The 17,544-nt window shown below is 71.8% G+C and carries 19 protein-coding genes; 5 read left to right on the forward strand and 14 right to left on the reverse strand.

Annotated elements, in window-relative coordinates; translation table 11 throughout:
- Nucleotides 1–21: 21 nt before the first annotated feature.
- Together MTF65_RS12485 and MTF65_RS12490 are read right to left on the reverse strand one after the other, a co-directional pair.
- Nucleotides 22–687: a M23 family metallopeptidase gene (locus MTF65_RS12485; RefSeq protein ID WP_243628721.1), complete on the reverse strand. Its 666-nt coding sequence runs from the start codon at nucleotides 685–687 to the stop codon at nucleotides 22–24.
- A 336-nt stretch (nucleotides 688–1,023) separates the two neighbouring features.
- Nucleotides 1,024–3,549, reverse strand: a complete 2,526-nt coding sequence (locus tag MTF65_RS12490) for an ATP-dependent Clp protease ATP-binding subunit (protein WP_243628722.1) — start codon at nucleotides 3,547–3,549, stop codon at nucleotides 1,024–1,026.
- Nucleotides 3,550–4,001: 452 nt separating this feature from the next.
- Between MTF65_RS12490 and MTF65_RS12495 the strand changes: the two genes are divergently transcribed.
- Nucleotides 4,002–4,694: an SCO3374 family protein gene (locus tag MTF65_RS12495; protein WP_374207219.1), complete on the forward strand. Its 693-nt coding sequence runs from the start codon at nucleotides 4,002–4,004 to the stop codon at nucleotides 4,692–4,694.
- Between the two features lie 4 nt (nucleotides 4,695–4,698).
- Here the strand turns inward: MTF65_RS12495 and MTF65_RS12500 are convergent, their stop codons facing one another.
- The 7 genes from MTF65_RS12500 to MTF65_RS12530 form a co-directional block, all read right to left on the reverse strand.
- Nucleotides 4,699–5,034 (reverse strand): Lsr2 family protein, encoded by a 336-nt coding sequence (locus MTF65_RS12500; RefSeq protein WP_243628723.1) that lies wholly within the window; start codon nucleotides 5,032–5,034, stop codon nucleotides 4,699–4,701.
- Nucleotides 5,035–5,200: 166 nt separating this feature from the next.
- Complete coding sequence (locus MTF65_RS12505) at nucleotides 5,201–5,731, reverse strand: amino-acid N-acetyltransferase (RefSeq protein ID WP_243628724.1); 531 nt, start codon at nucleotides 5,729–5,731, stop codon at nucleotides 5,201–5,203.
- A gap of 9 nt (nucleotides 5,732–5,740) precedes the next feature.
- Nucleotides 5,741–6,232: a BlaI/MecI/CopY family transcriptional regulator gene (locus MTF65_RS12510; protein ID WP_243628725.1), complete on the reverse strand. Its 492-nt coding sequence runs from the start codon at nucleotides 6,230–6,232 to the stop codon at nucleotides 5,741–5,743.
- Between the two features lie 73 nt (nucleotides 6,233–6,305).
- Nucleotides 6,306–6,473: a hypothetical protein gene (locus MTF65_RS12515; RefSeq protein WP_243628726.1), complete on the reverse strand. Its 168-nt coding sequence runs from the start codon at nucleotides 6,471–6,473 to the stop codon at nucleotides 6,306–6,308.
- A 14-nt stretch (nucleotides 6,474–6,487) separates the two neighbouring features.
- On the reverse strand, nucleotides 6,488–7,171 hold the full coding sequence (locus MTF65_RS12520) for a hypothetical protein (protein WP_243628727.1): 684 nt from the start codon (nucleotides 7,169–7,171) through the stop codon (nucleotides 6,488–6,490).
- Between the two features lie 94 nt (nucleotides 7,172–7,265).
- The gene (locus MTF65_RS12525; RefSeq protein WP_243628728.1) at nucleotides 7,266–7,451 is read right to left on the reverse strand and encodes a DUF397 domain-containing protein; all 186 of its coding nucleotides are present in this window, start codon (nucleotides 7,449–7,451) and stop codon (nucleotides 7,266–7,268) included.
- A gap of 128 nt (nucleotides 7,452–7,579) precedes the next feature.
- Nucleotides 7,580–8,332, reverse strand: coding sequence for a GntR family transcriptional regulator (locus MTF65_RS12530; protein WP_243628729.1), 753 nt, complete (start codon nucleotides 8,330–8,332; stop codon nucleotides 7,580–7,582).
- Nucleotides 8,333–8,463: 131 nt separating this feature from the next.
- On the opposite strand from MTF65_RS12530, the gene MTF65_RS12535 reads away from it, so the two are divergent.
- A complete protein-coding gene (locus MTF65_RS12535; RefSeq protein WP_243628730.1) occupies nucleotides 8,464–8,817 on the forward strand; it encodes a hypothetical protein in 354 nt (117 codons plus the stop codon).
- Entirely contained in the window at nucleotides 8,814–9,125 is a 312-nt protein-coding gene (locus tag MTF65_RS12540; protein ID WP_243628731.1) for a hypothetical protein, read from the forward strand. The genes MTF65_RS12535 and MTF65_RS12540 overlap by 4 nt, the downstream gene beginning before the upstream one ends.
- A gap of 63 nt (nucleotides 9,126–9,188) precedes the next feature.
- Here the strand turns inward: MTF65_RS12540 and MTF65_RS12545 are convergent, their stop codons facing one another.
- The 5 genes from MTF65_RS12545 to MTF65_RS12565 are packed head-to-tail and all read right to left on the reverse strand — an operon-like array spanning nucleotide 9,189 to nucleotide 14,642.
- Nucleotides 9,189–9,998, reverse strand: coding sequence for a type III pantothenate kinase (locus MTF65_RS12545; protein ID WP_243628732.1), 810 nt, complete (start codon nucleotides 9,996–9,998; stop codon nucleotides 9,189–9,191).
- 3 nt (nucleotides 9,999–10,001) lie between these two features.
- Nucleotides 10,002–10,988 carry a carboxylating nicotinate-nucleotide diphosphorylase gene (gene nadC, locus MTF65_RS12550; protein ID WP_243628733.1) on the reverse strand — a complete coding sequence of 329 codons (987 nt, stop codon included), beginning with the start codon at nucleotides 10,986–10,988 and terminating at the stop codon, nucleotides 10,002–10,004.
- Nucleotides 10,985–12,730 (reverse strand): L-aspartate oxidase, encoded by a 1,746-nt coding sequence (locus MTF65_RS12555; RefSeq protein ID WP_243628734.1) that lies wholly within the window; start codon nucleotides 12,728–12,730, stop codon nucleotides 10,985–10,987. Before MTF65_RS12555 ends, nadC begins: the two co-directional genes overlap by 4 nt.
- A complete protein-coding gene (panC, locus tag MTF65_RS12560) occupies nucleotides 12,727–13,737 on the reverse strand; it encodes a pantoate--beta-alanine ligase (protein ID WP_243628735.1) in 1,011 nt (336 codons plus the stop codon). The genes MTF65_RS12555 and panC overlap by 4 nt, the downstream gene beginning before the upstream one ends.
- Nucleotides 13,734–14,642 (reverse strand): Rossmann-like and DUF2520 domain-containing protein, encoded by a 909-nt coding sequence (locus MTF65_RS12565; protein WP_243628736.1) that lies wholly within the window; start codon nucleotides 14,640–14,642, stop codon nucleotides 13,734–13,736. The genes panC and MTF65_RS12565 overlap by 4 nt, the downstream gene beginning before the upstream one ends.
- Before the next feature lie 97 nt (nucleotides 14,643–14,739).
- Between MTF65_RS12565 and MTF65_RS12570 the strand changes: the two genes are divergently transcribed.
- Nucleotides 14,740–15,891, forward strand: a complete 1,152-nt coding sequence (locus MTF65_RS12570) for a low specificity L-threonine aldolase (protein WP_243628737.1) — start codon at nucleotides 14,740–14,742, stop codon at nucleotides 15,889–15,891.
- A gap of 480 nt (nucleotides 15,892–16,371) precedes the next feature.
- Complete coding sequence (locus tag MTF65_RS12575; protein ID WP_243628738.1) at nucleotides 16,372–17,496, forward strand: DUF5937 family protein; 1,125 nt, start codon at nucleotides 16,372–16,374, stop codon at nucleotides 17,494–17,496.
- Nucleotides 17,497–17,544: the final 48 nt, after the last annotated feature.

Raw genomic sequence — 17,544 nt, forward strand, 5'->3', positions numbered from 1 at the left:
GGCCGCTGAGCGGCCAGCAGGTCAGATGCTGACGCCGGCGGTGCGCAGGAAGGACATCGGGTTGATGGCCGAGCCGTAGTTCGCGGTGGTCCGGATCTCGAAGTGGAGGTGCGGGCCGCTGGAGTTCCCGGTGTTGCCGGACAGGCCGATCGTCTGGTTCTTGGAGACCTTCTGGCCGATCGTGACGTTGATCTTCGAGAGGTGCGCGTACTGGGAGTACGTCTTGTCCGCGTGCTTGATCACGATGGCGTTGCCGTACGCCGGACCGTCGCCGCCGCCGTTGGGGCCGGCCTTGACGACCACGCCGGCGCTCGCGGCGTGGACCGGGGTACCGACCGGGACGGCGAAGTCCTGGCCGGAGTGCTTGCTGGCCCACATGGTGCCGCCCTTGCCGAAGGTGGCGGAGAGCGTGTAGCCGGCGACCGGCTTGGTCCACAGGACGGTCTTCTCGACGGCCTTGGCGGCCGGGGCGGCCTTCGCGGCGTCGGCGGCCTTGGCGGCCGTGGCGGCCGTGGCGGCCTGGGCCTGGGCCTGCTCGGCCACCAGCGCGGCGGTCCCGGTCAGGGTGGTCGGGGCCTCGTCGGCGAAGGCGGCGGTCGTCCCGGCTCCGAAGGCCAGCGCCACACCGAGACCGGTGGCGACGAGGGCGGTACGGGTACGACGGGTGCTGACGCGCTTCGCGGACATGTGGAGACCTCCGGGGCCGGGGACAAGTACGTGTGGGGCAGCAAGCGACCCGGCGCTCCGCCGTGCGGATGCCGGGCTTGCCCAACCTTGGTAATCCGTGTCCCCTGACTTCCCCAAACCTCCCGATTACTACCGAAGCTCGTAGGCGGACAGGTGTGACCCAGTCGGTTGACCGTCGCGCGCCTGGGGCGAGGGGATCCTCAAATCGGACACTGGATCTACGAAAGGTCCTCGTAGGTCCGATTTGCCCTGTGCGGCTTGTCACCGCCGAGGCGCGGAAAAGGGACGGCCCCGGGACTTCTCAGTCCCGGGGCCGCCCCTTGGTTCATCCGAACGCTACGCGCCCTTGGAGAGGTCCGGGCCGGAGCCCGTCGCCTCGATCGGGGGCAGGTCCGGCAGCGCCGACTTCTCCTCGCCTCGGAAGGTGAACTTGGCGTTTTCGCCCTCACCCTCCACGCCGACGACCACGATGTGACCGGGGCGCAGCTCGCCGAAGAGGATCTTCTCCGACAGCAGGTCCTCGATCTCGCGCTGGATGGTCCGGCGCAGCGGGCGCGCACCCATGATCGGGTCGTAGCCGCGCTTGGCCAGGAGCTGCTTCGCGTCACCGCTGAGCTCGATGCCCATGTCGCGGTCCTTGAGGCGCTCGTCCACCTTGGCGATCATCAGGTCGACGATCTGGATGATGTCTTCCTGGGTGAGCTGGTGGAAGACGACCGTGTCGTCGACACGGTTCAGGAACTCGGGCCGGAAGTGCTGCTTGAGCTCTTCGTTGACCTTCGCCTTCATCCGCTCGTAGTTGGTCTTCGTGTCGCCCTGGGCCGCGAAGCCCAGGTTGAAGCCCTTGGAGATGTCCCGCGTACCCAGGTTGGTCGTCATGATGATGACCGTGTTCTTGAAGTCCACGACCCGGCCCTGGGAGTCGGTCAGACGACCGTCCTCCAGGATCTGGAGAAGGGAATTGAAGATATCCGGGTGCGCCTTCTCGACCTCGTCGAAGAGGACGACGGAGAACGGCTTCCGGCGCACCTTCTCGGTGAGCTGGCCGCCCTCTTCGTAGCCCACGTAGCCGGGGGGCGAACCGAAGAGACGGGAAACCGTGTGCTTCTCGCTGAACTCCGACATGTCGAGGGAGATCAGCGCGTCCTCGTCGCCGAAGAGGAATTCGGCGAGCGTCTTGGAGAGCTCGGTCTTACCGACACCGGACGGGCCGGCGAAGATGAACGAGCCACCGGGACGCTTCGGGTCCTTCAGACCCGCGCGGGTACGGCGGATGGCCTGGGAGAGCGCCTTGATGGCGTCCTTCTGGCCGATGACGCGCTTGTGGAGCTCGTCTTCCATGCGCAGGAGGCGGGAGGACTCCTCCTCCGTGAGCTTGAAGACGGGAATGCCGGTCGCGGTCGCGAGGACTTCGGCGATCAGGTCCTCGTCCACCTCGGCGACGACGTCCATGTCGCCGGACTTCCATTCCTTCTCGCGCTTGCCCTTCGAAGCCAGCAGCTGCTTCTCCGTGTCACGGAGAGACGCCGCCTTCTCGAAGTCCTGGGAGTCGATCGCCGACTCCTTGTCGCGGCGCACGTTCGCGATCTTCTCGTCGAACTCGCGCAGGTCCGGCGGCGCGGTCATCCGGCGGATGCGCATCCGGGAGCCGGCCTCGTCGATCAGGTCGATCGCCTTGTCCGGGAGGAAGCGGTCCGAGATGTACCGGTCAGCCAGCGTGGCGGCCGCGACGAGGGCCGAGTCCGTGATGGAGACGCGGTGGTGGGCCTCGTAGCGGTCGCGCAGGCCCTTGAGGATCTCGATCGTGTGGGGGAGGGAAGGCTCCGCCACCTGGATCGGCTGGAAGCGGCGCTCAAGGGCCGCGTCCTTCTCAAGGTGCTTGCGGTACTCGTCCAGCGTCGTGGCGCCGATGGTCTGGAGCTCACCACGGGCCAGCATGGGCTTCAGGATGCTTGCGGCGTCGATCGCGCCCTCGGCGGCACCCGCACCCACGAGGGTGTGGAGCTCGTCGATGAACAGGATGATGTCGCCGCGGGTGCGGATCTCCTTCAGCACCTTCTTGAGGCGCTCTTCGAAGTCACCGCGGTACCGGGAGCCGGCGACCAGTGCGCCGAGGTCCAGGGTGTAGAGGTGCTTGTCCTTGAGGGTCTCGGGCACCTCGCCCTTGACGATCGCCTGGGCCAGGCCCTCGACGACGGCGGTCTTGCCGACGCCGGGCTCGCCGATGAGGACCGGGTTGTTCTTGGTCCGGCGGGACAGCACCTGCATGACCCGCTCGATCTCCTTCTCGCGCCCGATGACCGGGTCGAGCTTGGATTCGCGGGCAGCCTGGGTGAGGTTGCGGCCGAACTGGTCCAGGACGAGCGAGGTCGAGGGGGTTCCCTCGGCCGGGCCGCCTGCGGCCGCCGACTCCTTGCCGCCTCCGGAATAGCCGGAAAGCAGCTGGATGACCTGCTGCCTGACTCGGTTGAGATCGGCGCCCAGCTTCACGAGGACCTGGGCGGCGACGCCCTCGCCCTCGCGGATCAGGCCGAGCAGGATGTGCTCGGTGCCGATGTAGTTGTGGCCGAGCTGGAGGGCCTCTCGGAGCGAAAGCTCCAGGACCTTCTTCGCCCGCGGGGTGAAGGGGATGTGGCCGGACGGGGCCTGCTGCCCCTGACCGATGATCTCCTCAACCTGCTGGCGAACAGCCTCGAGCGAAATCCCGAGGCTCTCCAGGGCCTTAGCGGCGACACCCTCACCCTCGTGGATCAAACCCAGGAGGATGTGCTCGGTGCCGATGTAGTTGTGGTTGAGCATCCGGGCTTCTTCCTGAGCCAGGACGACAACCCGCCGCGCGCGGTCGGTGAACCTCTCGAACATCGTTTATCGCTCCTCAGAGCGGTCGGGCAGTTCGGGGTCGGTCCCCGCCCTGTCCTTCCGCATGCTAGTCCCGCAGGGCGGGACAGCTCATTCCAACTGCCGACATCCGTTCGCGGCTCACCCCCACATCGGTAGGGAAAACCGGCTTGAAGAGCCGACAACTGCTCCAACCCGATGGTGCGAGACGATGTTCCCGCAGGCCAGGCAGATACCCGTCACAGGTGTACGCCGATGGCGAACGCAGGCCGGTCAAATCAGCGTGTCGCCCCGTACCACTAGGGAATGTCTTACCCCTCGGCACTGACACTCCATGCCCTCGGCACCGGTTCCCTCCGCTAAGGGCGAACACGCTTCCGTCTCGAATGCGGGACAACCGCCTCGCGGATGTTTACGTTCCGCATCGACGCCGGAGCGGTGCGTAACCCTCGGGCGTTTCGGGAGTTGCTCCGGTCATGGCTGTCAGCGTGCCGCCCCTCGCGCCCGTTCCGACCGTTCCGCCTGTCCCGCCCGTCACCGTGCCGGCGCCCCGGAGCGCTTCCGAGAGTCCGCGGGAGGCGCTGGGCGCCGCGATGGCGGCCGACGAGTCCTACGCCGCCTGGTACGGGCGTGAGCTCGGCTGGAGCCTCGTGGGCGGGCCGCCCGGGCAACTGGTCACCGGAACCCTGTTCGACGTGCTGGAGCTGCCCTCGGACGCCGGGGGACGGCTGCTGCGCTGCCGGGTCGCCACCGGTCCGGTGGCGCTCATGGGCCGCCGGATGCGGTTCCTGGTGGCCCCGGGGAGCGCCGAGGAGCTGGAAGGGCTGCTGGACTGGCTGGAGTGGGGCGGGGTCGCCCTGGATCTCGCCGCCCTGGGTGCGGGCGGCCGGATCACCGCCCCCGCGCCGCCGGGATCTCCCGTACGGGAGGGGAGTTCCCGGGGGGCCGCCGTGTGGCTGCGGCCCCCCGAGCAGGGGTGCGAGGCACTGCTGCCCGCCCTGCCCGGTCCCGGGCGGGGCGCCGGACCCGGGCAACGAGGCGCCGGGCCCGATCTCGTACGCCTGGTCGCCGCGGCGGCGACGGAATGCCACCGGGCGCGGCTGCGGCGCCGTACGCCCCTGCGGAGCGCCGTGGCCGGGCCCTTCACGGGCCGGCCGGTCAGGGACTGAGGGGTCAGCCCCGGTTCTCGTAGGCCTCGCGGATCTCCTGCGGGACGCGCCCGCGGTCGTTGACGCTCATGCCCTGGGACTTCGCCCAGGCGCGGATCTCCGCGGTGTCCGGGTGTCCGGACGTCGCGGCGGTCCGGCCCTTGGCACGGCCGGTGGACGCGCGCCCACCGGTGCGGCGGCCGCCCTTGGTGAACGGGTCGAGCAGGCCGCGAAGCTTTTCAGCGTTGGCGGTGGTGAGGTCGATCTCGTAGGTCTTGCCGTCCAGAGCGAACGTCACGGTCTCGTCCGCCTCGCCACCGTCGAGGTCGTCGACAAGAAGGACCTGAACCTTCTGTGCCACCGGATTTCCTTTCATCGAAAATGCAGTACGCGGAAAGGAAACCGCTTTTGCCTGAAAAACACAAACCCCCGGCGAGAGGTTCAGGACCACAGCACGGAGGGAAACGTGCGCGATTCGGACATAGTTCACAGGTGCGGGGTGCGCCGGAAAAGCCCGGGGCGATCGATCACAGATGCAGAAGCATCCGGCTGTTGCCCAAGGTGTTCGGCTTCACTCGTTCGAGACCGAGGAACTCGGCGACGCCCTCGTCATAGGAACGCAGGAGCTCCATGTAGACATCGGTCTCGACCGGGGTCTCGCCGATCTCGACGAAGCCGTGCTTGGCGAAGAAGTCCACTTCGAAGGTCAGGCAGAATACCCGGCTGACCCCGAGGCGGCGTGCGGTCTCCAGCAGCTTCGCCAGGACCTGGTGGCCCACGCCGGAGCCCTTCAACTCGCGGTCGACCGCGAGAGTGCGTACTTCGGCGAGGTCTTCCCACATGACGTGGAGAGCGCCGCACCCGACGACTTGCCCGTCCGAGTCGCGTTCCGCGACCCAGAACTCCTGGATGTCCTCGTAAAGGACCACCGGGGCTTTGTCGAGCAGGATCCGCTGCTGCACGTACTGGTCGAGCAGGCGGCGCAGCGCGGGAACATCGCCGGTGCGCGCGCGGCGGATCGTCACTGTTTTTGCGTCTGCAGCGGAAAACTCACCCATGCCCGGACGTTATCTCCCCGGCTCGGACCCCCGCTCGGCGGAGTCCCCTTCGGCTGGGGATCCCGTCCCGGGTTCCTTCTGCGGTTGCGTCCCGGCTTCCGTCGCGGCTTCCGTCGCGGCCGCCGCCTCCTGGGCCTCGTCGTCGTGCTGGACGATCCGGATCGCGTCACGGAGGGCTTCGCGCTGTTCCGCCGACATCATGCCGAAGAAGGCCACGAGAGCGGCCGCGGGGTTGTCGCTCGTGGACCACGCTTCGTTCATCAGTGCGGCCGAGTAGGCGGCGCGGGTGGAGACCGCCGTATATCGATAGGCGCGGCCTTCGGCTTCCCGGCGGACCCAGCCCTTCTGATGGAGATTGTCCATAACGGTCATGACCGTGGTGTACGCGATGGACCGTTCCTGCTGGATGTCCTCCAGTACTTCACGAACAGTGACCGGGCGGTTCCACTGCCACACCCGCGTCATGACCGCGTCTTCGAGTTCTCCCAGGGGGCGAGGCACACCAAGCACGATAGTGCGGCTTGTGCGGAATTGCCCGACTATTCAGCCAGAACGCGCGACAAAATCCCCGCGGCTACTTCTGCTGCTGCCGGGTGGCCTCGGCGCCGGCGATCGCGGCGTCCACGGCCGCGTCTTCCTTGGCCTTGTTGGCCCCGCCCTGGCTCTTCACGATCGTCACGATGAGGGCGATGAAGAACGCGGCCATCACGACGGGGGGCACGAGCGCGGAGACGTAGTCCATGCCCCCCAGCGTAGCTACACGGCGGCGCGGCCGGCCGCCGGGGGCGGGGTGGGCTTCCGGCGTGGCGGGAACACCTCGCCGGGCGTCGGAATGGGCCGCTCGGACGGCCGCTCCGAGGGCCGCGCGGGGCGCGCCGGCCCCTTCGGCTGTGTGGTGGGGGTGGGCTCGGGCTTGGGCTCGGGCCGGCGGTCGCCCGGCCGCTCCTCCGCCGCCGCGAGGCCACGCCCGCCCGCCAGGGCCCGCAGCCGGGTCCGGGGCGCCGGGGGCATGCCCACCGGCAGTTGGGCGAGGGCGGCGGTCAGCCTGCGGCGTACGGAGCGCTCCGCGACGCCCTGGGCCCGCTCCAGCAGCGCGGCCGCGACCGGGTTGGCGCGGAGCGCGCGCAGCGCGGCGAGATCGTCGGGCACCGGCTCGTACCCGGCGGCCAGGGCGTCCCGCAGCAGCTCCAGGTAGCCGGAGAGGCTGCCGGGCAGGGCGCCGCGGTAGCGGGCCAGGTCTTCGAGGAGGAACGCTCTGAGCCGTCCCGCCTCCTGGACCGCTTCGTCCACCGACTGCGCGAGGCGCAGGCAGTCCGAAACCTCGGCGGCCGGCAGGGGGGCCGTGGAGGACTGGAGGGCGTGGGCGAGCGAACGCCTGAGCACGTGCAGCTCGGCGGCGCTGAACGCCATGCCGCCGCGGGATCCGTAGGGCGTGGGCATGGGCCGAAGATACGCGCTAATCGGACAAAATCCCCTGAAGGTGCCCCTACCCGGCGCGGCGCGGCGCAGCACGCCGGGTCGTCGGATCGCCGGGTCAGGCGGTCTCTTTGACGGCACGGAGGAAGTCCGCCCAGGCGGCCTGTGTGGTGGCCATGACGAGGTGCGCCGGGTCGACCCGGTCGGCGACCCGGACGAGGGAGCCGGGCGTGGCGGCGACGTACACACAGGCGTCCCCCTCGCCGCAGAACGAGGACTTCTGCCAGTCGGTCGGAGCGGTCATGGTGTCTCCTCCGGTCACGGGCGCTCGTGGCGCCGTGGACGAGGTCGCGGTACTTCCGTGGGCGACGGTAACCCCGCGGCGGGCCCGTTCCGGCCATTTCCGCGGAATTCGCGCTTGCCCGAGACCGCTCAGTCCACGGGGAACGCGTACGCGATCTCGTAGCGGGCGTCGGGGACCACGAGGTCGGCGGTCTCCACGGGGCGGCCGTCGGTGTCGAAGTAGGTGCGCTCGATCTCCGTGATCAGGTCACCGACGCTGATGCCGAGCAGGTTGGCCTGAACCTGGGTGGCGCGGGACGGGCGCGGGACCTCCAGCACGGTCGCGACGGTGACGCCGATGGACTTCATGCGGGCGATGACCCCGGCGCCGCGCAGGTCGCCGACCTCCGGCAGCACGATCGGGGTGCCCTCGGTGATGGCCAACGGCTCCCAGGACTCGGAGAGTTCGACGGGGCTGCCGTCGGCCATGAACTCGTAGTACGTCAGAACGCAGGGGTCGCCCGGGGCGATCGCGAGGCGTCCGGCGATCCGCTCGGGCGCGGGGACCCGGGCGTCGGTCTTGGAGTCCCAGGTTCCGGCGAGTCCGTGCACGGCGGCCTCGGTACGGAACGGGCTGCCGGCGCCGGGGTCGGTGCGGCGGGTGCGGAGCATGCGCATCCGCCGGCGCGGGGTGCGCACGTACGTCCCGGAACCGGCGCGGCCTTCGAGGAACCCCTCGATGATCAGCCGCTCCATCGCGCGCTGGGTGACGCTCTGTCCGACGGCGTACTCGCGGGCGAAGCGCGCGCGGGACGGGAGTTTGTCGCCGATCGACCACTCCCCCGCCTCGATACGAGCCCGGATGGACTCGAACACCTGCAAGTACGTGGATTCACGGGGCATTTGGGCCGTCCTGTACACGTCCGTCCTGCGTTGGCCGACGTTGACAAAGTTAACCCATCAGGTTAAAGCTGATTGCTCAGCATCACGAGGGGTGATCGACTGCTCGCCCTGAGCTCACCTGAGGGGGACCCGTGTGTTCCGCCGAGACACAAGCAGCGGCCCTCGCCGCCCTGCTCAGCGCGGCGCTCGGCGGCGCCGAGACCCGCACCGAGGCGACCGGCGACCGGATCCGGATCGAGGCGGACCTGCCCGCGGAACTGACCTCGACCGCGCACGCGGCGCTGCTCGGCGCCCTGGCCGCGGGGGGCCGGTTCGGTCATGTGCGCGGCAGGGGCGGCGCCGACACCGTCTGGGTCGAGATCGACAGGGGCGACGGTCCATCCGACAAGACCACCCCGCACACGAAGAACACGCCGAACACCCCAACCGGTACGAGCACCCCAACCACCCCGAGCACCACGGTCGAAGTGAGGTCGAGCGAGTGATCACAGCCGAGTTCGAGACCACCGTGACGGACGTCGTGACCTGTGAGGCCTGTTGGCGGGAACCGGTACGGGCGGCCCGTACGACGGCGCCCGGCGCCCCGCGCGACCTGCTGTGCGGATCCTGCGCGGAGCAGGGCTACCCGGTGCGGGTCGAGCTGTTCCCGCCGTTGGGCGTCTACCGGCTCACCTGGGACAAGGTGACGATGGACAAGCACCGCAACCCCGGCCACCCGGAGCTGCCGCCCAACCCCGGTCCGCCGCTGCCCAGTCCGCCGCCGGCCCCCACGCCGGGCCGTCCGCCCGTATGACGGGCCGGCCCCCGGTCCCCGCGCGGGAGCCGGGGGCCGGGGGCCGGGAGCCGGGGCCGTCGGTCAGTCGAAGTTGGGCGCGTTGCGCTCGTAGACCAGCCGCAGGCCGATCAGCGTCAGCCACGGTTCGTGGTCGTCGATGGCCGAGGACTCGCCGAGGACGATGGGGGCCAGGCCGCCCGTGGCGATGACGCGGACGTCGTCCGGGTCGCCCTGCTTGCCCGCGAGTTCCTTGGCCATCCGGGTCACGACGCCGTCGACCTGGCCGGCGAACCCGTAGACCACGCCCGACTGCATCGCCTCGACCGTGGACTTGCCGATCACGTTGCGCGGGCGGGCCAGCTCGATCTTGCGGAGCTGCGCGCCGCGGACGCCGAGGGCCTCCATGGAGATCTCGATGCCCGGGGCGATCACCCCGCCCACGTACTCGCCCTTCGCCGAGACCGCGTCGAAGGTCGTCGCCGTGCCGAAGTCGACGACGATCGCGGGCCCGCCGTAGAGCTCGACGGCCGCGACCGCGTTGATGATGCGGTCCGCGCCGACCTCCTTGGGGTTGTCCATGAGGATCGGCACGCCCGTCTTGATACCGGGCTCCACGAGCACCGCGGGGACATCGCCGTAGTAGCGGCGGGTGACCTCGCGGAGCTCGTGCAGGACCGACGGCACCGTCGAGCAGATCGCGATGCCGTGGATGCCGTCGCCGAGCTCGCTGCCGAGCATCGGGTGCGTGCCCATCAGGCCCTGCATCAGGACGGCCATCTCGTCGGCGGTCCGGCGCGGGTCGGTCGAGATGCGCCAGTGCTCGACGATCTCGTCACCGTCGAACAGACCCAGAACCGTTTGGGTGTTGCCCACGTCGATGGTGAGGAGCACGGGTTACACCGCCTCGCGCAGGTCGAGGCCGATGTCGAGGATCGGGGAGGAGTGGGTGAGCCCGCCCACCGCGAGGTAGTCGACGCCCGTCTCGGCGTACACGCGGGCGTTGGCCACGGTCAGCCGGCCCGAGGACTCCAGCACCGCGCGGCCGTGGACCAGCGCGACGGCCTCCTCGGTCTCGATCGGCGTGAAGTTGTCGAGCAGGATCAGGTCCGCGCCCGCGTCCAGGGCCTCGCGCACCTGCTGGAGGGTGTCCACCTCCACCTCGATGGGCAGGTCGGGGAACTGCTCGCGCACCGCCTCGAAGGCCTCCCGGACACCGCCCGCGGCGATCACGTGGTTGTCCTTCACCAGCGCCGCGTCCGAGAGCGACATGCGGTGGTTGACGCCGCCGCCGCAGCGGACCGCGTACTTCTCCAGGCAGCGCAGGCCGGGCGTGGTCTTGCGGGTGTCGCGGACCTTCGCCTTGGTGCCCTCCAGCTCGTCGGCCCACTTGCGGGTCGCCGTCGCGATGCCCGACATCAGGCAAAGCAGGTTCAGCGCGCTGCGCTCGCCGGTCAGCAGGTCCCGGGTACGGGCCGTGACCGACAGCAGCACCTGGCCGGCCTCGACGCGCGCGCCGTCCTCGACGTGCCGTTCGACCTCGAAGGTGTCGGTGCAGACGACCGACAGGACGGCCTCGGCGACCCGCAGGCCGGCGACAGTGCCCGCCTCGCGCGCCGTGAAGTCGGCGGTGGCGACGGCGTCCTCGGGGACGGTGGCGACGGTGGTCACGTCCTCCCCGCCGTCCAGGTCCTCGGAGATCGCCATGTGGGCGATGTCCTCGACCTCGATCGGGTCCAGGCCCGCGTCCGCGAGCAGCTGGGCCAGGTTCGGGTCGAGGCCGGTCTCCTCGCCCTCCCCGCAGGCGCAGTCGTCGCCGCAGCCGCCTGCGGTCTCGTCGAGGAGGGGAAGCTCGGCGTGCTCGTGCGATTCGGGGGTGCTCACGATGACTGCTCCTGGCTCAGGGGGTGCCGTACGGACGGAAGGTCCGCGGTGTCGGTGGGGGTGACGACCAGGGCCCGCCGCTCGGTGGCGGACAGCCGGACGACGAGGTGGCGGCGCCAGTGGGCGTCGTCCCGGTCGGGGTGGTCCTCACGCCAGTGGCAGCCGCGGGTCTCCGCGCGCCGCTGGGCGGCGGCGACCAGGACCCGGGCCACGCACAACAGGTTCGTGGCTTCCCAGGTCTCGGTGCCGGGCACGGCGGTCTTGCCCTGGGACTCCAGCTCCGTCAGGGCCGTCGTGTAGAGGCCTTCGAGGGCCTCGGCCGCCGTACCCAGGGACTCGGCGGAGCGGAGCACGCCCGCGCCGTCCGTCATGATGCGCTGGATCTCGTACCGCGCCTCGGCGGGCTGGAGCGGGCCGGTGGCGGGCACCGGAATGCCCGGGCCGCTGCCGGCGGGCGCGTGGGCGGCGATATCCTCGGCGATGCGCTCGGCGAAGACCAGGCCCTCCAGCAGGGAGTTGGAGGCGAGGCGGTTCGCGCCGTGCACGCCGGTGCAGGCGACCTCGCCGCACGCGTACAGGCCGGGGACCGTGGTGCGGCCCTGGAGGTCGGTGCGTACGCCGCCGGAGGCGTAGTGCGCGGCGGGCGCGACCGGGATGGGCTCGGTGACCGGGTCGATGCCGTGGGAGCGGCAGGCGGCGAGGATGGTCGGGAAGCGGTGCTCCCACATCTCGGCGCCGAAGTGCCGGGCGTCCAGGTACATGTGCTGGGCGCCCTGCTCCTGCATGCGGCGCATGATGCCCTTGGCGACGATGTCGCGCGGGGCCAGCTCGGCGAGTTCGTGCTGGCCCACCATGAAGCGGACGCCGTCCGCGTCGACGAGGTACGCGCCCTCGCCGCGGACCGCCTCCGACACGAGGGGCTGCTGCCCCTCGGCGTCCGGGCCGAGGAAGAGCACCGTCGGGTGGAACTGGACGAATTCGAGGTCGGAGACCTCGGCCCCGGCGCGCAGGGCGAGGGCCACGCCGTCGCCGGTGGACACCGACGGGTTGGTGGTGGCGGAGAAGACCTGGCCCATGCCGCCGGTCGCGAGGATCACGGCGGGCGCGTGGACGGCGCCGACGCCGTCGTGCTGGCCCTCGCCCATGACGTGCAGGGTGACTCCGGCCGTACGGCCCTCGGCGTCCTGGAGGAGGTCCAGGACTAGGGCGTTCTCGACGGTGCGGATACCGGCCGCGTGGACGGCCTCGACGAGGGCGCGGGAGATCTCGGCGCCGGTGGCGTCGCCGCCGGCGTGCGCGATCCGGCGGCGGTGGTGGCCGCCTTCCCGGGTCAGCGCTATCTCGCCGGTCTCGGCGGAGGTGTCGAAGACCGCGCCGGCCTCGATGAGGCGGCGTACGGCGTCCGGGCCCTCGGTGACGAGGAGGCGGACGGCGGCCTCGTCGCACAGGCCCGCGCCCGCGACGAGCGTGTCGTCGAGGTGCTGCTCCGGGGTGTCGCCCTCGCCGAGGGCCGCGGCGATGCCGCCCTGGGCCCAGCGGGTGGAGCCGTCGTCGAGCCTGGCTTTGGTGACCACGACGGTACGGCGGCCGGCGGCGGCGCAGCGCAGGGCGGCGGTCAGGCCCGCGACGCCCGAGCCGACGACCACGACGTCGGCCTCGACGGCCCAGCCGGGGGCAGGGGCGTGCAGCCGTATGCCGGTGCCGGGGGTGCCTGTGCCGGCGGCGGTGCCTGGGGTGCTCACGGGTGTGCTCCGAACTCCAATGGGATGTTGTCGATCAGCCGGGTCGTGCCGACCTTCGCGGCGACGGCCAGCACGGCCTGCCCGGTGAAGTCGGGGCCGGCGTCGGTGAAGTCTCGCGGGTCGACCAGGGCGAGGTAGTCCAGTTCGAGGGGCGGATCGTAGCGGCTCGCCTCCTCCAGGACGTGCCGCGCGGCGGCCCGTACGGCGTCCGGCAGGCCGGCGCCGGGCAGTCCGGCGCCCGCGGCCGAGACGGCGTGCGCGTCGGCGGAGGCGCGGATCTCGCCGAGCCGGGCCAGGGCGGTGGCCCGCTCGTCGCTCGACGGGTCGGCCTCGGCGCGGGCGACCAGGGCGGCCTGGGCGGCGAGGCGGTCCTGGCCGGCGAACAGGGCGCGGGACAGGGCGAGGGCCGTGCGGCGCTCCGTGGTGGACAGGTAGCGGTTGCGGGAGGACAGCGCGAGACCGTCCTCCTCGCGGACGGTCGGTACGCCGACCACCTCGACGGGGAAGTTCAGGTCGGTCACCATCCGCCGGATCAGGGCCAGTTGCTGCGCGTCCTTCTGGCCGAAGAGGGCCAGATCGGGGCTGGTGAGGTGGAGCAGCTTGGCGACGACGGTGAGCATGCCGTCGAAGTGGCCCGGGCGGGTGGCGCCTTCGAGGCGCTGGCCCATGGGGCCGGCGCTGATCCGCACCTGCGGGTCGCCGCCGGGGTAGACCTCGTCGACGGCCGGGGCGAACACGGCGTCGGCGCCGGCCTCTTGGGCGATGCGGAGGTCGGCGTCGAGGGTGCGGGGGTAGCGGTCGAGGTCCTCGTTGGCCCCGAACTGGAGGGGGTTGACGAACACGGTGACCACGACCTGGCCCTCGGGGCCGACGAGCTCGCGGGCGGAGCGGATGAGGGCGGCGTGGCCCTCGTGGAGGGCGCCCATGGTCATGACGACGGCGCGGCGGCCGGTGCGGGGGAGCTTGCGGAGCTCCCCGGCGGTGTTGAGCAGCAGCTCGGCGGTCATCGGTCGTTGCTCCCTTCGGCGCCCGCGAGGACGCCGAGCAGGTCCTCGGCGAGTTCGGGCTTGAGCAGGCCGCTCGCCAGGGCGCGGTCGGCGGTGGCGCGGGCCATGGCCAGGTAGCCGGCGACGGCGCCGGGGGCGTGCCTGCGCAGCTCCGAGACGTGCGCGGCGACCGTACCGGCGTCACCGCGGGCCACGGGGCCGGTGAGGGCGGCATCACCCGAGCGCAGGGCGTTGTCCAGGGCCGCGCCGAGCAGCGGGCCGAGCATCCGGTCGGGGCGCTCGACACCGGCCGTGCGCAGCAGCTCCATGGCCTGGGCGACCAGGGTGACCAGGTGGTTCGCGCCGAGGGCCAGGGCCGCGTGGTAGAGCGGACGGTTCTCCTCCGCGATCCACTCGGGCTCCCCGCCCATCTCGATGACCAGGGCCTCGGCGGCCAGCCGCAGCTCCTCGGGGGCGGTCACGCCGAAGGAGCAGCCGGCCAGGCGCTGGACGTCGACCATGGTCCCGGTGAAGGTCATCGCGGGGTGCAGGGCCAGCGGGAGCGCGCCCGCGCGGCGGGCGGGGTCCAGCACGGAGGTCCCGTAGCGCCCGGAGGTGTGGACGAGGAGCTGTCCCGGCCGGATCGCGCCGGTCTCGGCGAGGCCCTCGACGAGGGCGGGCAGCGCGTCGTCGGGGACGGTGAGGAGGACGAGGTCCGCGTACTCCAGGACCTGCGCGGGCGGTACGAGGGGCACGTCGGGCAGCAGTTCCGCGGCGCGCCGCCGGGACGCGTCGGAGACGCCGGACACGGCGATGGGCCGGTGCCCGGCCTGCTGGAGCGCGCAGGCCAGCGCGGGGCCGACACGGCCGGCCCCGACCACGCCGACGGTGAGCCGGGCAGGTCGCGGTTGCTGGGATGAGTTCACGCGGGGAGTGCCTTCCGTTCCAGTCCGCGGGGGGTACCGGACGATACGCCGCCATGCTAGCTCCTGGCGTGTCGGCCGGTCCGCGATGATCGGGGGCATGACGGATGACCTGGAGCGGAAGAAGCGGCTGGTGGCGGCGTGGCGCGGGGCCGACCGGGTGTTGACCCGGAGCCTGCTGGAGCCGACGGTGGGGGAACTGCTGGCGGCTCTGACGGTCGCCGCGGCCGACGCCGGTGCCGGTGCTGGTGCCGGTGCTGGTGCCGACGAGCCGGCCGATGTGTACGGGGACGGGGTCGTGGCCCGGCTGGAGCGGCGGGTGGCGGAGCTGCTGGGAATGGAGGACGCGGCGTTCTTCCCGTCCGGGACGATGGCCCAGCAGATCGCGCTGCGGTGCTGGGCGGGGCGGACGGGGAACCCGGTCGTGGCGCTGCACCCGATGAGCCACCCGGAGCGGTGGGAGGGCGGCGCGGTGTCGCTGGTCTCCGGCCTGCGCACGGTGCACGTGACGGACGAGCCGCGGCAGCCCACGGCGGCGGAGGTCCGGGAGGTCCCGGAACCCTTCGGGGCGCTGATGCTGGAGCTGCCGCTGCGGGACGCGGGGTTCCTCCTGCCGTCGTGGGAGGAGCTGGAGGACGTGGTCGCCGCCGGGCGGGAACGGGACGCGGTGATCCACTTCGACGGGGCCCGGCTGTGGGAGTCCACGGTCCACTTCGGCCGTCCCCTGCCGGAGATCGCGGGGCTGGCGGATTCGGTCTACGTCTCGCTGTACAAGTCGCTGGGCGGCATCAGCGGGGCGTGCCTGGCGGGCTCGTCCTCGCTGATCTCGGAGGCGAGGGTCTGGCGGCACCGGTACGGGGGCCAGGTCTTCCGGCAGTTCCCGCAGGCGCTGTCCGGGCTGGCCGGGCTGGAGCGGGAGCTGCCGCGCCTGCCGTCGTACGTGGTCCAGGCGCGCATGGTCGCGGAGGCGCTGGGCTCCGCGTTCGCCTCGGCCGGGGCCCCGTGGTTCCGGATCAACCCGGAGGTGCCGCACACGCACCAGTTCCAGGTGTGGCTGCCGTACGAGGCGGACCGCCTGACGGACGCGGGACTGCGCCAGGCGGAGGAGACGGGCACGGTCCTCTTCCGCCGCTGGCACCCCGAGGGCCCCGCCGGCCTGGCGATGACGGAACTGGAGATCACGACCCCGGGCCTGTCATGGACCCCGGAGGACGTCACCTCGGCGGCCGCGGACTTCCTGTCCCGTCTGTAGCCCTCGCGGGGCGGAACGAGACGGGGCCACGCCCCCGGCGGGGCCGGACAGGCACGCCCCGGCGGGGCCGGACAGGCACGCCCCGGCGGGGCCGGACAGGCACGCCCCGGCGGGGCAAACCCGGCTCCGCCGGGCACCGGGCTCCGCCCGGACCCGCGCCTCAAACGCCGGCGAGGCTGGAGTTGCCCGGCGGGGCTGGAATGACCGCCGAGCCCCGCCCCGCGCGGCCAGCGCAGCGACCACACGCGGCCGTCCCTCCGGCGCCAGCCGGCCGGCGGGGCCCACATCCAGCCTCGCCGGCGTTTGAGGCGCGGGGTCTGGGGCGGAGCCCCAGGGGGCCCGGCCCGAACCCCGCCCCGCGCGGCCGGCGCAGCGGCTCTGGGGCAGCCGGCCCAGCCACCCGTCCCGCGCGGCCAGTGCAGCGGCCGGACGGCGTACTCCCCCGTTCCGCCCGGCCGGCGCACCCCACAGAATGGGGCGATGAGCGTCACCATCGACATCGCCGGGCTTCCCGCGGAGCGCATCCGCTTCGCGCCCTCTCCGCTCTCGGAGCTCTGCATGACGCTGCACGCGCTCTCGCAGCCCGCCCATCACCCCGGGCTCGCCTCCTGGACCTCCGCCACCGCCGCCGGGCTCGACACCAGCCTCGCGGACCGGCTGCTGGAGGCGGACTTCATGTGGCGGAGTTCCTTCTCGGACATCTTCATGGCCTTCGCAGGCGTCCCCGGAGGGTCCGGGCTGCCCGCCGGGACGCTGGCCGAGGAACTCGACGTACTCGACCGGATGGACGACGAGCGGTTCGTGATGGCCGCCCTGGAGCACTGCCGGCTCGCGCTCTACAACGAGGGCGGCGGGCCCTCCCCGCTCGTCAGCCCGGCCGCCCGCACCAAGGCGCTGGAGACGGCCGCCGCCCGCGGCCCCCTCCAGCTCGAATTCTCGCTGCGGCTGCTGGACGACACCGCCGCCGTACGGGTCTGGCTGCGGCGGCTCCTGGAGGAGTGCGACGAGGCCTTCTTCGGCGAGACCTGGAAGCGGATCGGGCCCCAGCAGGCCGCCGACGCCCGGCACAAGACCGAGGTGCTGCGCCGCAAGGGGCTGCCCGCCGCGCTGAAGGAGGTCTCCTCGGCGTTGAGCGTGGACGAGGCCCGGACCCTGATCACCGTCGACAAGATGGTCAACGGCTCCGCCACCGCCACCGATCCCCGGATCGGGGAGGGGCTGGTCTTCGTTCCGACCCATTTCGGCTGGCCGCACCTGCTCGTGCTGCACGCCCCCGGCTGGCGGCCGGTGGTCCACTATCCGCTCAACTCACCCGAACTGGCTCCCGATTCCGCCTCGGTGGACACCCTCGTGCGCCGCATGGAGGCCCTGGCCCATCCGATGCGGATGATGCTGTGCCGGAGCCTGGCCCGCGCCCCGTACACCACCAGCGAACTCGCCACGGTGCACGGCATATCCGCGCCGGAGGTGTCCCGGCACCTGGCCGCGCTGAAGAAGGCCGGGCTGCTGCGCACGTGGCGTCAGGGGCGTTATGTCCACCATCAGTTGGATCTGACCCTGGTTGCGCGGATCGGCTCGGATTTCATAGAGGGCATCCTCCGCTAGGGGGACTTGGCCTGTTTCAGGCGGCCAGAGTCACCGATATACGGAATT

Source organism: Streptomyces sp. APSN-46.1, assembly GCF_022815725.1.
Taxonomy (GTDB): Bacteria; Actinomycetota; Actinomycetes; order Streptomycetales; family Streptomycetaceae; genus Streptomyces.

What these genes read in the sequence shown, in the direction of transcription:
- MTF65_RS12515 (WP_243628726.1), bottom strand. Translation starts at nt 6,473, where the DNA reads ATGGACTACGTCTCCGCGCTCGTGCCCCCCGTCGTGATGGCCGCGTTC.
- panC (WP_243628735.1), bottom strand. Translation starts at nt 13,737, where the DNA reads ATGACCGCCGAGCTGCTGCTCAACACCGCCGGGGAGCTCCGCAAGCTC.
- MTF65_RS12490 (WP_243628722.1), bottom strand. Translation starts at nt 3,549, where the DNA reads ATGTTCGAGAGGTTCACCGACCGCGCGCGGCGGGTTGTCGTCCTGGCT.
- MTF65_RS12505 (WP_243628724.1), bottom strand. Translation starts at nt 5,731, where the DNA reads ATGGGTGAGTTTTCCGCTGCAGACGCAAAAACAGTGACGATCCGCCGC.
- MTF65_RS12525 (WP_243628728.1), bottom strand. Translation starts at nt 7,451, where the DNA reads ATGACCGCTCCGACCGACTGGCAGAAGTCCTCGTTCTGCGGCGAGGGG.
- MTF65_RS12485 (WP_243628721.1), bottom strand. Translation starts at nt 687, where the DNA reads ATGTCCGCGAAGCGCGTCAGCACCCGTCGTACCCGTACCGCCCTCGTC.
- MTF65_RS12575 (WP_243628738.1), top strand. Translation starts at nt 16,372, where the DNA reads ATGAGCGTCACCATCGACATCGCCGGGCTTCCCGCGGAGCGCATCCGC.
- MTF65_RS12520 (WP_243628727.1), bottom strand. Translation starts at nt 7,171, where the DNA reads ATGCCCACGCCCTACGGATCCCGCGGCGGCATGGCGTTCAGCGCCGCC.
- MTF65_RS12495 (WP_374207219.1), top strand. Translation starts at nt 4,002, where the DNA reads ATGGCTGTCAGCGTGCCGCCCCTCGCGCCCGTTCCGACCGTTCCGCCT.
- MTF65_RS12530 (WP_243628729.1), bottom strand. Translation starts at nt 8,332, where the DNA reads ATGCCCCGTGAATCCACGTACTTGCAGGTGTTCGAGTCCATCCGGGCT.
- MTF65_RS12570 (WP_243628737.1), top strand. Translation starts at nt 14,740, where the DNA reads ATGACGGATGACCTGGAGCGGAAGAAGCGGCTGGTGGCGGCGTGGCGC.